We start from the raw sequence: 14,731 nt of genomic DNA, 5'->3' as shown, positions 1-14,731 counted from the left end.
GACTGTAGAAATGACTGAAAACCTGATCGAAATCCGCCAGCTCAATGTGGCCTTCGGCGGCCGCCCGGCGGTCCGCGACCTGTGCCTGGACATCCGTCCCGGCGAGTGCCTGGCACTGGTGGGCGAGTCCGGCTCGGGCAAATCGGTGACGGCCCACTCGATCCTGCAACTGCTGCCCCAGACCGGCTGCAGCAATAGCGGCAGCGTGCGCTACCGCGGCCAGGAGCTGATCGGCGCCGACAGCGCCACCCTGCAAAAGCTGCGGGGCAACCGCATCGCCATGATTTTCCAGGAGCCCATGACCTCGCTGAACCCGCTGCACAGCATCGAGAAGCAGATCGGCGAAACCCTGCTGCTGCACCGCGGCCTGGGCGGCAAGGCGGCCCAGGCGCGCATCCTCGAACTGCTGGAGCTGGTGGGCATCCAGAAACCCCGTGAACGGCTCAAGGCCTACCCGCACCAGTTGTCCGGCGGCCAGCGCCAACGGGTGATGATCGCCATGGCCCTGGCCTGTGAACCTGAGCTGCTGATCGCCGACGAACCCACCACCGCCCTGGACGTCACCGTGCAGCGCAAGATCCTGTTGTTGCTCAAATCCCTGCAGCAACGCTTGGGCATGTCGCTGCTGCTGATCAGCCACGACCTCAACCTGGTGCGGCGCATCGCCCAGCGCGTGTGCGTGATGAAGGCCGGGGAAATCGTCGAGCAGGCCGACTGCGACACCCTGTTCAACGCTCCGCAGCACCCCTATAGCCGCGAGCTGCTGCACGCCGAGCCCGAGGGCTTGCCATTGCGCCGCGACACCCGCGACACCGTGCTCGAGGTGGACAACCTCTGCGTCGAGTTCCAGGTCGGCGGCGGCTTGCTGAGGCGCAAGCAGTACCTGCGGGCCGTGGACGGTATCAGCCTGCGCGTGCAGCAGGGCAAGACCCTGGGCATCGTCGGCGAATCCGGCTCGGGCAAGTCGACCCTGGGCCAGGCGATCCTGCGGCTGCTGGACTCCCAGGGCGGCATCCGCTTCCAGGGCCAGGCCCTGGACGGCCTCAACCAGAAACAACTGCGGCCCTGGCGCAAACAGATGCAGGTGGTGTTTCAGGACCCCTTCGGCAGCCTCAGCCCGCGCATGTCGGTGGCGCAGATCATCAGCGAAGGCCTGGAGGTGCATAGCCAGTACGATGCCCGCCAGTGCGAGGAACAGGTGATCCGCGCCCTGGAGGAAGTCGGCCTCGACCCGGACAGCCGCCACCGCTATCCCCACGAGTTCTCCGGCGGCCAACGCCAGCGCATCGCCATCGCCCGGGCCCTGGTGCTCAAGCCGGCGCTGATCCTGCTGGACGAACCCACTTCGGCCCTGGATCGCACCGTGCAGAAACAAGTGGTGACCCTGTTGCGCCAGCTCCAGGAGAAGTACGGCCTGACCTACCTGTTCATCAGCCACGACCTGGCGGTGGTCCGCGCCCTGGCCCACGACATGATCGTGATCAAGGACGGCCAGGTAGTGGAAAGCGGCGCCAGCCACCAGGTATTCGAAGCCCCGCAGCACCCCTACACCCGGGAACTGCTGGCCGCCGCGCAACCCGGCTGAACCTGCGGTGATCTGCGGCCCTCCCCGTTCATGGCCGCTGCCGAGCCCGGGAGGCTGCGCCAAGGTCCGCAGGACCTTCCGGCAATCTCCAGCCACCCCTTCCCTGGTCGCGCCCGGGAGGGGATTGTCGGCATAATCGGCGCCGCCAGCCCCAGGACCCCAACCCATGAACGACAGCGAAAACCTCAAGGACTACCAGCGTGTGCGCCAACTGGCGATCCGCTCGCTGTTCGAGATCATCGAGCAATCCAGCGAAGGCACGGTGATCGTCGACCGCGACGCCAATATCGTCTGGATGAACGAGCGCTATGCCCGGCGCTTCGGCCTGGAGTCGGCGGCGTTCGCCATCGGCAAGCCCTGCGAGAGCGTGATCCCCGGTAGCCTGCTGCGTGAAGTGGTGCGCACCGGCCGGCCGATCCTGCTGGACATGCAGGACACCCCCAAGGAACCGCTGGTAGTGATGCGCCTGCCGATCCACGACACCGCGGGCCTGGTGATCGGCGCCATCGGCTTTGCCCTGTACGACGAGCTGCGCAGCCTCTCGCCGATGCTCAAGCGCTACCTGAGCATGCAGGAAGAACTGGCCTCCACCCGCTCGCTGCTGCGGGCCCGGCAGACCAAGTACAACTTCGCCCATTTCATCGGCACCAGCAGCGCCAGCCTGGAGGTCAAGCGTCGGGCCCGGCGCGGCGCCAGCACCGAGTCGCCGGTGTTGCTGCAAGGCGAGACCGGCACCGGCAAGGAGTTGCTGGCCCAGGCCATCCACGCCGCCTCGCCACGGGCGCACAAGCCCTTTGTCAGCATCAACAGCGCGGCGATTCCCGAAGCCCTGCTGGAAGCGGAGTTCTTCGGCACCGCCCCCGGCGCCTTCACCGGCGCCGACCGCAAGGGGCGCGCCGGCAAGCTGCAGATCGCCCAGGGCGGCAGCCTGTTCCTCGATGAAATCGGCGACATGCCGTTGCCCCTGCAGAGCAAGCTGCTGCGGGTGCTGCAGGAAAAAGAGTTCGAGCCGGTGGGCTCCAACGAGGTGATCCACAGCGACGTGCGGATCATTGCCGCCACCTCCACCGACCTGGAGGCGGCGATCAAGCGCGGCGAGTTCCGCGCCGACCTGTATTACCGCCTCAATGTGTTGCCGATCCAGGTGCCGGCCCTGCGCGAGCGCCTGGACGACCTGCCGGCGCTGAGCGAAGGCATCCTGGAAGAACTGCGCAGCCAGCACGAGCTGACACCCGAGGCCCTGGCGCTGCTGGGCCAGCACGCCTGGCCGGGGAACATCCGCGAACTGCGCAATGTGCTGGAACGCGCGGCCTTGCTCAACGACGACTTGCTGCTCGGTGCCGGGGATATCCGCGCGGCCATCGGCAACTTCAGTGCGTTGCCGCGCGCGGCCCTCGCCGCGTCCACCGAGGCGTTGCCCCATGAAACCTTTGCCGCGGCGCGCGAGCGTTTCGACCGTCAGTTGATCGAGGCGACCCTGGCGCAATGCGCCGGCAAAGTGGACCAGGCGGCCCGGCGCCTCGGCCTGGGCCGCTCGACGCTGTACAAGAAAATGGCAGCCCTGGGCATCGCCGAGTCTCAATAGAGAGATAAATATCTCCATTTGGAGAAATAGCCAGCGCTTCGCGCTGATCGCGGGCAAGACCCATCCTTACAGAGACGTGCGTGGCTTTTGTAGGAGCGAGGCTTGCCCGCGATAGCACCCTCAGGCCCGAGAAAAGTCTCCAAACAGAGACAAAGTTCCTTGCCGCCACTTAATAAATATAAAAACTCCTTATATTTCAACAACTTGTAAAAATGGCACAAAACTCGCTATAGCCCCTCTCCACACGTAGTACCCACAACAAGAACAATCCTGGAGAGACACACCATGAGTGTGATCATTGCCCTGGCAGCCCTGGCGCTGCTGATGCTGGCCGCCTACCGAGGCTACAGCGTCATCCTCTTTGCCCCCATCGCCGCCCTCGGCGCCGTCCTGCTCACCGACCCATCCGCCGTGGCGCCTGCCTTCACCGGGGTGTTCATGGAAAAGATGGTGGGTTTCATCAAGCTGTATTTCCCGGTGTTCCTGCTGGGCGCGGTGTTCGGCAAGCTGATCGAGCTGTCGGGGTTCTCCCGCTCCATCGTCGCCGCCGCCATCCGTCTGCTGGGCACCCGCCAGGCGATGCTGGTGATCGTGCTGGTCTGCGCCCTGCTGACCTACGGCGGCGTGTCGTTGTTCGTGGTGGTGTTCGCGGTCTACCCGTTCGCCGCCGAGATGTTCCGCCAGAGCGACATCCCCAAGCGCCTGATCCCGGCGACCATCGCCCTGGGAGCGTTCTCTTTCACCATGGACGCCCTGCCCGGCACCCCGCAGATCCAGAACATCATCCCCAGCACCTTCTTCAACACCACCGCCTGGGCCGCGCCCTGGCTGGGGCTGATCGGCACCCTGTTCGTGTTCTGCGCCGGCATGCTGTTCCTCCAACGCCAGCGCAGCAAGGCGCAAAAGGCCGGTGAAGGCTACGGCAGCGACCTGCGCAACGAACCGGAGACCGCCGCTGACCTCAAGCTGCCCAACCCCTGGGTGGCCCTGTCGCCGCTGTTGCTGGTAGGGGTCATGAACCTGCTGTTCACCCACTGGATCCCGCAGTGGTATGGCAAGACCCACAGCCTGGCCCTGCCGGGCATGGCGGCGCCGGTGACCACCGAGATCGCCAAGCTCACCGCCATCTGGGCGGTGCAGGCCGCCTTGCTGGTGGGCATCCTGATGGTGCTGGCATGTGGCTTCGGTGCCATTCGCAGCAAGCTCGCCGAAGGCAGCAAGAGCGCGGTCGGCGGCGCCTTGCTGGCGGCCATGAACACGGCCTCGGAGTATGGCTTCGGCGCAGTGATAGCTTCCCTGCCGGGGTTCCTGGTACTGGCCGACTGGCTCAAGAGCATCCCCAACCCGCTGGTCAACGAGGCCATCACCGTGACCCTGCTAGCCGGTATCACCGGCTCCGCCTCGGGCGGCATGAGCATCGCCCTGGCGGCCATGTCCGAGACCTTCATCAGCGCAGCCCACGCCGCCAACATTCCCCTGGAAGTGCTGCACCGGGTGGCCGCCATGGCCAGCGGCGGCATGGACACCCTGCCCCACAACGGCGCGGTGATCACCCTGCTGGCGGTCACCGGGTTGACCCATCGCGAGGCCTACAAGGACATTTTCTGCATTACCCTGATCAAGACCCTGGCGGTCTTCGTCGTCATCGCCACTTTCTACGCCACTGGCATCGTGTGAGGTATTCATGACCACTCTTTCTGGCAAGACCGCCCTGGTCACCGGCTCCACCAGCGGTATCGGCCTGGGCATCGCCCAGGTCCTGGCCCGGGCCGGGGCCAACCTGATCCTCAATGGCTTCGGTGACGCCTCACCCGTCATCGCCGAGCTGAAGCAACTGGGGGTCAAGGTCGGCCACCACCCGGCGGACGTCAGCGACCCGGCGCAGATCGCCGAGATGTTCGCCTATGCCGAACGCGAATTCGGTGGCGTCGACATCCTGGTGAACAACGCCGGCATCCAGCACGTGGCCACCGTCGAGGAGTTCCCGGTGGAACGCTGGGACGCGATCATCGCCATCAACCTGTCGGCGGTGTTCCACAGCACCCGCCTGGGGCTGCCGGGCATGCGCGCCAAGGGCTGGGGGCGGATCGTCAACGTCGCCTCGGTGCACGGCCAGGTGGGGTCGGTGGGCAAGGCCGCCTATGTCGCGGCCAAGCACGGAGTGATCGGCCTGACCAAGGTGGTGGGCCTGGAGACCGCCGCCAGCAACGTCACCTGCAACGCCATCTGCCCGGGTTGGGTGCTGACCCCGCTGGTGCAGAAGCAGATCGACGACCGCGCGGCCAGCGGCATCGACCCGCAACAGGCGCGCCACGACCTGCTGGCGGAAAAACAGCCCTCCCTGGAATTCGTCACCCCGGCGCAGCTGGGCGAGCTGGTGCTATTTTTGTGCAGTGATGCCGCAGCCCAGGTCCGCGGCGCGGCCTGGAACATCGATGGCGGCTGGCTGGCGCAATAACGGTAGCGACAAGCTGTAAGCGGTGAGTCGCCAGCAACAGCAGATCAGAAGAACAACAAGAGAGCCCTTGCATGTCCGAAATACTCTGGCAACCCAGCGCCGAGCGCATTGGCAAGACGCGCATCGACGCCTTCCGCCGCTTCGTGAACCAGCGCCACGGCCTGGACATCGGCGACTACCCCGGCCTGCATCAGTGGAGCATCGACCAGCGCGAAGCCTTCTGGCAGGCCATCGTCGACTTCTTCGAGGTCAGCTTCCACCAAGGCGCCGAATGCGTGCTGCGCGAAGGGCCACAGATGCCCAGCGCCCAGTGGTTTCCCGGGGCTACCCTGAACTTCGCCGAACACCTGCTCAAGCGCCGCGACGACAGTGTGGCGGTGGTGGCGATCGCCGAAGACGGCCAGCGCCAGCAACTGACCTACGCCGAGCTGGCGGCCCAGGTCGCCGGCCTGCAAGCCAGCCTGCGGGCCATCGGTGTCGGCCTGGGCGACCGGGTGGCGGCCTGCATGCCCAATACCTGGCAGACCCTGGTGGGCATGCTCGCCACCACCAGCCTGGGTGCGGTGTGGTCCAGTTGCTCGCCGGACTTCGGCACCCAGGGCGTGATCGACCGTTTCGGCCAGATCGAGCCCAAGGTGCTGATCACCTGTGCCGGCTACCGCTACGCCGGCAAGGATGTGGACCAGGGGGAAAAGATCGACCAGATCCTCCAGCGCCTGCCCTCCCTGGAACAACTGCTGATCGTGCCCGGCACCCGCCCCCAGGCCCGCGCCGAAGACTACCGGACCCAGGCCCGGGTCAGCCTCTGGCAGGACTTCTACCACAGCGGCGGCGACCCCGTGTTCGTCGCGGTGCCCTTCGCCCACCCGCTGTACATCCTCTACTCCAGCGGCACCACCGGGGTGCCCAAGTGCATCGTCCATGGCACCGGCGGGGTGCTGTTGCAGCACCTCAAGGAACACGGCCTGCACGCCGACCTCGGCCCCGGCCAGCGGCTGTTCTACTACACCACCTGCGGCTGGATGATGTGGAACTGGCTGGTCTCGACCCTGGCCACCGGCGCCAGCCTGGTGCTCTACGACGGCTCGCCGTTCCACCCCCATAACGAGCGCCTGGTCGACCTGATCGACAGCGAGGCGATCAACGCCTTCGGCACCAGCCCCAAGTACCTGGCCGCCCTGGAGAAAGCCGGTAGCCGGCCACGCCTGAGCCACCGCCTCGACACCCTCAAGACCCTGCTGTGCACTGGCTCGCCGCTGTCGCCCCAGAGCTACGACTACGTGTATCGAGAGATCAAGGCCGACCTGTGCCTGGCCTCGATGTCCGGCGGCACCGATATCGTCGCCTGCTTCGTCGCCGGCAATCCGGTGCAAGCGGTGCACCGTGGCGAGATGCAGGGCAAGGGCCTGGGCATGGCCATCGAAGTCTGGAACGACCAGGGCCAGCCGGTACTCGGCGAGAAAGGCGAACTGGTCTGCACCCGGCACTTTCCGAGCATTCCGGTGGGGTTGTGGAACGACCCGGACCAGAGCCGGTTGCGCGACTCCTACTTCAAGCTGTTTCCCGGGGTCTGGGCCCAGGGCGACTATGCCGAACAACTGGCCGATGGCGGCTGGCTGATCCACGGGCGTTCGGATGCGGTGCTCAACCCCGGCGGCGTACGCATCGGCACTGCGGAGATCTACCGCCAGGTGGAGAAGCTCGAGCAAGTGCTGGAGAGCCTGGCCATCGGCCAGAGCTGGGAGCATGACGTACGGGTGGTGCTGTTCGTGCGCCTGCAAGAGGGCGTGGTCCTGGACGACGCCCTGCGCGAGCGCATCCGCCAGGTGATCCGCAGCAACACCACGCCACGCCATGTACCCGCCAGGATCCTTGCGGTGACCGACATCCCCCGGACCATCAGCGGCAAGATCGTCGAGCTCGCGGTGCGCAACGTGGTCCACGGCCTGCCGGTGAAGAATACCGACGCCCTGGCCAACCCCGAGGCCCTGGAACAGTTCCGCGACCGCGAGGAACTGCGCAGCTGATACACCCCGCCGACCGCTCCTGCGGGCGCTGCGCGATACCCGGCGCTGGTCATCCAGCGCCAAAGCGGGTGAAAATAACCATGCCAGAACCGCCTACACTCCATCCGTTTGCATAGGCAGCACGACTTCACAGGCTGTCGGTCATTGCGCAATACCGCTGCACCCAGGACTCCCCCGATATGAATGGTTCCCACCACGGCAGCGAAGCCGCCACCCTGATTGCCCGCCTGGACTGGACGACCACGGCCCTGGGCGACTCCCGGCAATGGCCGCAGAGCCTGCGTACCGCGGTGGACATCGTGATCCATTCCCCCATGCCGATGCTGCTGCTCTGGGGCGAAGAGCTGACGCAGATCTACAACGACGGTTTCGCCCTGCTGGCCGGCAACAAGCACCCCAAGGCCTTCGGCTTGCCAGCGCACCTGACCTGGCCAGAGCTGAAGGACTTCACCGACCCGATCTACCGCGCCGTGCTCAACGGCCAGGTACGCAGCTTCAGCGAGCAGCGTTTCAACCTGCAGCGCACCAACGGCACGGCCCATGACGTCTGGCTGGACCTGACCTACAGCCCGATCCGCAACGAACACGGCGCCGTGGCCGGGATCCTGGTCACCGCCATCGAGACCAACGAGCGCCGGCGCATCGCCCTGGAGCTCAAGCAGCGCTCCGACGACAGCCTGCGCGCCCAGCACGAGACCGAGGAACGCCTGCAACTGGCCCTGGCCGCCACCGACGCGGTGGGCACCTGGGACTGGGATATCGGCGAGGATCGCTTCATCGCCGATGCGCATTTCGCCCAACTGCACAGCGTCGATCCGCAACGTTCGCGGCAGTTGCCCATCAGCGAGTACCTCAAGGGCGTGCATCCCGAGGACCGGGGCATGGTGGCCCGCAGCATCAAGCACTGCATCACCCACGGCAGCGAATACGCCGAGGAATACCGCCTGCAACTGGCCGACGGCCAGGTGCGCTGGGTTTTCGCCCGGGGCCGCTGCTACAAGGATCACCACGGTCGGCCGACGCGTTTTCTCGGCGCCGCCCTGGACCTCACCGAACGCAAGCAGATGGAGCAGGCGCTGCGCCAGGGCCAGACCGAGCTGCAGTTGATCATCAACGCCATGCCGGCGCTGATCGGCTACGTCGACCACGAGGAACGCTTTCGCCTGAACAACAGCGCCTACCTGGACTGGTACGGCTTCACGCCCCAGGAGCTGTACGGCAAGACCATCCGCGAAGTGGTGGGCGAAGAGGTCTATGCCACCCGCGCCGAGCAGATCGCCGCCGCCCTGGCGGGCAAACCGTGCAGCTTCGAGGCCGACTCGCCCCATCGCGACGGCCGAGCGCGCCACGCCTTGACCCGCTTCCTGCCACGCCACGGCGCCGATGGGGCAGTCAACGGTTTCTATATCTTCGTCTACGACGAGACCGAGCGCCGGCAGACCGAGGAAGCCCTGCGCAACCTCAACGAAACCCTGGAAGAACGGGTCAATCGCCGTACCGAGGCCCTGGCCACGGCCAACCAGCGCCTGCAAAACGAGATGTTCGAGCGCGAGCGCGCCGAAGACGCCCTGCGCCATGCACAGAAGATGGAGGCCGTGGGCCAGCTCACGGGCGGCATCGCCCACGACTTCAACAACATGCTCACCGGCATCATCGGCAGCCTGGACCTGATGCAGCGCTACATCGACAACGGCCGCAGCAGCGAGATCGGCCGCTTCACCGAGGCCGCCATGTCCTCGGCCAAGCGCGCCGCGTCCCTGACCCATCGCCTGCTGGCCTTCTCCCGTCGCCAGTCCCTGGATCGCCGGCCCCTGGACCCCAACCAGCTGGTGCGTTCGCTGCAGGACCTGTTCAACCACACCAAGGGCGAGCACATCGAGTTGCAGCTGCAACTGGCCGACGGCATCTGGCCGGTGAGCACCGACGCCAGCCAGTTGGAAAACGCCCTGCTCAACCTGGTGATCAACGCCCGCGACGCCATGCCCGGTGGCGGCCGGCTGCTGATCGAGACCGCCAACAGCTACCTGGACGGCAGCGACATCAGCACCCTGGAACCGGTCAAGGCCGGCGACTACGTCATGCTCGGCGTCAGTGACAACGGCGCGGGCATGAGCCCGCGGATCCTGGCCAAGGCCTTCGATCCGTTCTTCACCACCAAGCCCATCGGCCAGGGCACGGGCCTGGGCCTGTCGATGATCTATGGTTTCGCCCAGCAGTCCGGCGGCCACGTGACCATCAACAGCGAACCGGACCACGGCACCTGCGTGCGCCTGTACCTGCCGCGCCTGTATGCCGCGCCCCTGGAGCACGCCGAATCCGGGACCCTGGGCGAGCCGCCCCAGGCCATCGCCGGGGAATGCGTGGTGGTGGTCGAGGATGATCCGGCGGTGCGCATGCTGGTGCTCGATGTGCTGAGCGAACTGGGCTACCGCGCCTTCGAGGCCGAGGACGCCCGCAGTGCCCTGCCCTTCCTGGAGTCGCCCATGCGGGTCGACCTCTTGGTGACCGATGTCGGCCTGCCGGGGATGAACGGCCGGCAACTGGCGGAGATCGCCCGCCAGCATCGCCCGGGGCTCAAGGTGCTGTTCATGACCGGCTACGCGGAAAAGGCCGCCGAGCGCCAGGGTTTCCTGGAACCGGGCATGGACTTGATGGCCAAGCCGTTTTCCATCGAGGAACTGGCGCAGAAGATTCGTCAGATGATCGGTCGCGAAGATGGAATTCAGGCATAATCCGCGGCCGCCGTATTCCCGCTACAAGGTCACCCGCCCATGAAAGCCCAAGCCCGCCATATCCTGGTGAAAACCGCCGAAGAAGCCGAACAGCTCAAGCAGCGCATCGCCAAGGGCGAAGCCTTCGACGTGCTGGCCAAGAAATACTCCACCTGCCCCTCCGGCAAGCGCGGCGGCGACCTGGGCGAAGTGCGCCCGGGACAGATGGTCGGCGCCATCGACCAGGTGATTTTCAAGAAACCCCTGCGCACCGTGCACGGCCCGATCAAGAGCAAGTTCGGCTACCACCTGGTGCAAGTGTTCTTCCGCGACTGACCGCTAGCCGCTGCCGAACCCGCGAGGCTGCGCCAAGGCCCGCAAGGCCTTCAGCGCCTTCAAGAGCGCCCCGGCCCTGCGGCCCGTACGCAGCCTGCAGCAGCGGCTACACCGAGTGGCGAGGGATCAGGGCACCTGGATACTGGATCACCCGTGCCGCCAGGCGATGCCCGGCTTCGGCGGCTGACACCGGCTCCTGGCCCGACAAACGCGCGGCCAGGTAGGCGGCGCTGAACGAATCCCCCGCCGCCGTGGTATCCACCACCTTTTCCACCCGCTGCGCCGCTACCTGGCACAGGCCCTCGCCACAACGCACCCAGCACGGCTGGGCGCCGCACTTGACCACCACTTCGGCCAGCCCCGGATAGGCCGCCAGCACCGCTTCAGCATCGGCATGGCCGAACAGCGCCTGTTCGTCATCCAGGGTCAGCAGCGCCAGGTCGACCTGCTCCAGCACCTGCTGGTAGGCCTGCCGCGCCTGTTCCACGGATGCCCAGAGCCTGGGCCGGTAGTTGTTGTCGAACACCACCCGGGCCCCATGCCGGCGGGCCTCGGGCAACAGCTCCAGCAGCCGGGCACGACCTGCCTCGCCCAGTACCGCCAGGGTGATGCCGCTGAAATACAGCACGTCGTAATCGCGCAACTGCGCAAGGATCGCCCCGGCCGCCGGAGTGGTGAAGCAATCACGCACCGCCGCCTCGTTGCGCCAGTACAAAAAGCGCCGCTCGCCACGCTCATCGGTCTGGATGCAATACAGCCCCGGCAAGCGCCCGGGCAGGCGCTGGACCTTGTCCAGGCCGATCCCCTCGGCAGCCCAGGCCTGGCACATGGCATCGCTGAAGCTGTCGTCGCCCAGGGCGGTGACGTAGTCGACCCGGGCGTCCTCGCCCAGCTCGCGGGCCAGGTATACGGCGCTGTTGAGAGTGTCACCGCCAAAGCTCTGCTGCAGGCTGCCGTCGGCGCGGTGTTGCAGTTCGATCATGCATTCGCCGATCAGGGCGATGCGCAGGTTGGCGGTGTTCATGATGAGGGCATCTCTGGCGAGTATTTGTGTTGTCGGGGAGAACGTCATCACCTGCGCAGCAGGTGCCAGAATCAGAAGCAGGTCTCGAGGTTTTCCAGGACCCGCAACTGCTCGTCCACCAACAACCCGGTGCGCCACTTGTCGAACGTCAGGCATGGGTGGGACGTGCCGAAGGAGAGGATGTCCCCCACCCGCAGCTGTACCCCAGGGGCCACGGCGAGGAACGCATGCTGGTCCATGACCGCGGTGACCTTGCAGCCACTGACGTCATCCCCGGCGCCCGCCTCGGCCCCGGCCCGGTAGCGCCGCAACGGCAGCGGCAGGCCGGCGTCATAGGCCACGTCGCGCTTGCCCAGGGCCACCACCGCGAAGCCCGGCTCCGGCAGCGACTGCACATGGGCCCAGACCTCCATCGCCGGGCGCAGGCCTTCGTCCAGGTCGCTGCGCCGGTCCAGCACGCAGCACTGGGCCTCTTTGTAGATCCCATGGTCATGGGCCACATAGCTGCCAGGGCGCAGCACGCTGAGGAACCGGCCCTTGGCGTTATGGGTCTTAAAAGACTCGGCGATCAGGTCGTACCAGGCCGAACCCGAAGCGGTGATGATCGGCTGCTCGATGGCGAACAGGCCGTCGTCTTGCAGGTCCACTGCCAGGCGCACCAGGGAGTCGGCGAACCGGCGAATGCCCGCCACCGCCTGGTCGCCATGGATCACCCCCTCGTAGCCTTCGATTCCGCATAGGGCCAGCGCCGGCTGGGCCTTGATCGCCCGAGCCAGTTCCACGACCTCCTGCTCGCTGCGGCAGCCGCAGCGCCCGCCCACCACGCCGTACTCGATCATCACCTTGAGGGTGACGCCGCGCTGGGCGAAAAACGCCCCCAGGTCGGCGACGTTGTCCGGGTGATCGACCATGCAATAGAAGTCGAAATCCCCGGCGGCCAGCAACTCGGCCACCAGCGCCATGTTCGGCGCGCCCACCAGTTGGTTGGCCATCAGCACCCGGCGCACGCCATGGGCATAGGCGGCCCGCGCCTGCACGGCAGTGGCCAGGGTGATGCCCCAGGCGCCGGCGTCCAATTGCCGCTGGAACAGCCCCGGCATCATGCTGGTCTTGCCATGGGGGGCCAGCTCGGCGCCGCTGGCGCTGACGAATGCCTGCATCCAGCGGATGTTGTGTTCCAGGGCCTCACGATGCAGGACCAGGGCCGGCAGGCTGACGTCCTTGAGCAAGCTGGCGCCAGTGGCGGCCGCGCCCTTTTGCACCAGCGGCAGATTCGAAACAGAAGACATGTGGCTACTCCTTGGCAAAGCGGCCAGCGACGGCCGCGGGGTACACGTTAGTCGTTGATTCGCCGGGCCAGGCGATCGGCGCTGTCGAGCAGCACCTGGCGATAGTGGCGATAGTTGGCCTGTGCATCGGCCCGGGGCGCGACGATGCACAGGGTACAGACGCACACACCGTGCTCATCGCGCACCGGCGCGGCAAAACAATGGGTGAAGGTGTCGGCGACGCTGTCGAAAGAGAAGAAACCTTCCTCGCTGGCCTGGCGGATTTCCCCAAGGAAGCGCGCCAGCGGCAGGCGTTCGCCGCCAGGCAGGATGAAATCGCCCTCGTCGATCAACTCGACGATCTGCTCATCGCTCAAGTGCCCCAGCAGCAAGCGCCCGGACGCGGTCCAGGGAATGGGCGCGTTCTCGCCGATGTCCGAGGAAATGCGAAAGTGCCGCTCGCCCTCCTTCATCAGCGCCACCGTGTACTTGCGCCCATTGAGCAGGCACATCTGCGCGGTTTCGCCGGTCTGGGCGACGATGTCCTGCAGGGCCTGGTCGGCTTCGCGGCTCAGGTCGAAATGCCGCAAGTGCGCCTGGCCGAGAAAGTACAGCTGGCGCCCCAGGTACACATGCCCGTCGCGCCCCACCGGCTCCAGGATGCGCCGCTCCAGCAGGGATTCCACCAGCTCGTAGACCGTGGACTTGGGGCTGCCCACGCCCTTGGCGATATCGTTGGGGCGCAGCGGCTGGCCGACCTCCTTGAGGAAATCGAGGATATCGAACGCCCGGTCCAGGCCCCTGGCCCGGCGCTTGATGTTGTCTTCGCTCATCTTCGAACCATTCCCCCAAAGCACTCCCAATCACGCCTCGACTTGCCGCTTGCAGCTAGCCGCTTACCGCTGCTTGTAAGCCACGCAGTCGATCTCGACCTTGCAGTCCACCATCATGCTGGCCTGCACACAGGCCCGGGCCGGCGCATGCTCGGGTTTGAAGTACTCGCCGAAGACCTTGTTGAAACTCCAGAAATCCCGCGGGTCCTCCAGCCATACGCCAACCCGCACCACATCCTCCAGGCCGTAGCCGGCCTCTTCGAGAATGGCCACCAGGTTGCGCAGGGTCTGATGGGTCTGCTCAACAATGCCGCCATGGATGATCTCGCCATCCAGCGCCGGCACCTGGCCGGACACATGCAACCAGCCATCGGCCTCCACGGCGCGGGCGAAAGGACGCGGCTGGCCACCGCCTGCGGTGCTGCCGGTGCCGTAACGGGTAATGCTCATGGGGTTTCTCCTGGTTGAAGGTGGCCATCCACGACCACGCCTGAGAGCTCCGCAGCCCATCGCAGCAGCGACGGGCTCCGAACAATATTTCCGCTACAACGGAATTAGAATCGCAGTAACGGAATATTGATGGAGTCTGCCATACAAACCAACGGCGGCAACAGAGGAAAAAATCGAACGCGCGCTCTCAGTCCTGTAGCTGCTGTCGAGCCCGGGCGAGGCTGCGACAAGGGCCAAAGGACCTGCGGCGGATTGACGATCCCAGCGCCCGCTGCGCACCCGTGCGCAGCCTGGGGCAGCGGCTCCACAAGGCGATGCCAGGGCTTTCGCTCTGTTTAGATTTGCTTTGGCTTTTGATCCTGAAGGCCCCGTTGACCACGATGGCCGAACGCAGGCATTGAACCGTGGGTGACCCGGCAGGACGCCGGGTTAGCCGCATTAGGCCAGGGATGGC

Annotated in this window: 11 protein-coding genes; 7 read left to right on the top strand and 4 right to left on the bottom strand. The window is 66.1% G+C overall.

Going from position 1 to position 14,731, the window contains the following annotated elements; all coding sequences use genetic code 11:
• Positions 1–10 precede the first annotated feature (10 nt).
• From CAG11_RS22295 to CAG11_RS22265, 7 genes are all read left to right on the top strand, one after another.
• Positions 11–1,585: an ABC transporter ATP-binding protein gene (locus tag CAG11_RS22295; protein ID WP_085597973.1), complete on the top strand. Its 1,575-nt coding sequence runs from the start codon at positions 11–13 to the stop codon at positions 1,583–1,585.
• A gap of 166 nt (positions 1,586–1,751) precedes the next feature.
• On the top strand, positions 1,752–3,170 hold the full coding sequence (locus CAG11_RS22290; RefSeq protein WP_085597972.1) for a sigma-54-dependent Fis family transcriptional regulator: 1,419 nt from the start codon (positions 1,752–1,754) through the stop codon (positions 3,168–3,170).
• A gap of 285 nt (positions 3,171–3,455) precedes the next feature.
• A complete protein-coding gene (locus CAG11_RS22285; RefSeq protein ID WP_085597971.1) occupies positions 3,456–4,847 on the top strand; it encodes a GntP family permease in 1,392 nt (463 codons plus the stop codon).
• Between the two features lie 7 nt (positions 4,848–4,854).
• Positions 4,855–5,628: a 3-hydroxybutyrate dehydrogenase gene (gene hbdH, locus CAG11_RS22280; protein WP_085597970.1), complete on the top strand. Its 774-nt coding sequence runs from the start codon at positions 4,855–4,857 to the stop codon at positions 5,626–5,628.
• Between the two features lie 71 nt (positions 5,629–5,699).
• On the top strand, positions 5,700–7,655 hold the full coding sequence (locus tag CAG11_RS22275) for an acetoacetate--CoA ligase (protein ID WP_085597969.1): 1,956 nt from the start codon (positions 5,700–5,702) through the stop codon (positions 7,653–7,655).
• 179 nt (positions 7,656–7,834) lie between these two features.
• Complete coding sequence (locus CAG11_RS22270; RefSeq protein WP_085597968.1) at positions 7,835–10,387, top strand: PAS domain-containing sensor histidine kinase; 2,553 nt, start codon at positions 7,835–7,837, stop codon at positions 10,385–10,387.
• Positions 10,388–10,426: 39 nt separating this feature from the next.
• Complete coding sequence (locus CAG11_RS22265) at positions 10,427–10,702, top strand: peptidylprolyl isomerase (RefSeq protein ID WP_011061856.1); 276 nt, start codon at positions 10,427–10,429, stop codon at positions 10,700–10,702.
• A gap of 106 nt (positions 10,703–10,808) precedes the next feature.
• Here the strand turns inward: CAG11_RS22265 and CAG11_RS22260 are convergent, their stop codons facing one another.
• The 4 genes from CAG11_RS22260 to CAG11_RS22245 form a co-directional block, all read right to left on the bottom strand.
• Complete coding sequence (locus tag CAG11_RS22260; RefSeq protein WP_085597967.1) at positions 10,809–11,726, bottom strand: sugar kinase; 918 nt, start codon at positions 11,724–11,726, stop codon at positions 10,809–10,811.
• Positions 11,727–11,797: 71 nt separating this feature from the next.
• Positions 11,798–13,015, bottom strand: coding sequence for an amino acid deaminase (locus tag CAG11_RS22255; protein WP_085597966.1), 1,218 nt, complete (start codon positions 13,013–13,015; stop codon positions 11,798–11,800).
• Between the two features lie 47 nt (positions 13,016–13,062).
• Positions 13,063–13,827, bottom strand: coding sequence for an IclR family transcriptional regulator (locus CAG11_RS22250; protein WP_022639350.1), 765 nt, complete (start codon positions 13,825–13,827; stop codon positions 13,063–13,065).
• Positions 13,828–13,890: 63 nt separating this feature from the next.
• A complete protein-coding gene (locus CAG11_RS22245) occupies positions 13,891–14,277 on the bottom strand; it encodes a RidA family protein (protein ID WP_085597965.1) in 387 nt (128 codons plus the stop codon).
• Positions 14,278–14,731 lie beyond the last annotated feature (454 nt).

Source organism: Pseudomonas sp. B6(2017) (genome assembly GCF_002112765.1).
In the GTDB taxonomy this organism is placed as follows: Bacteria; Pseudomonadota; Gammaproteobacteria; order Pseudomonadales; family Pseudomonadaceae; genus Aquipseudomonas; species Aquipseudomonas piscis.
Note: the sequence above shows the minus strand (reverse complement) of the source record. Positions and strands in the feature narration are given on the sequence as shown.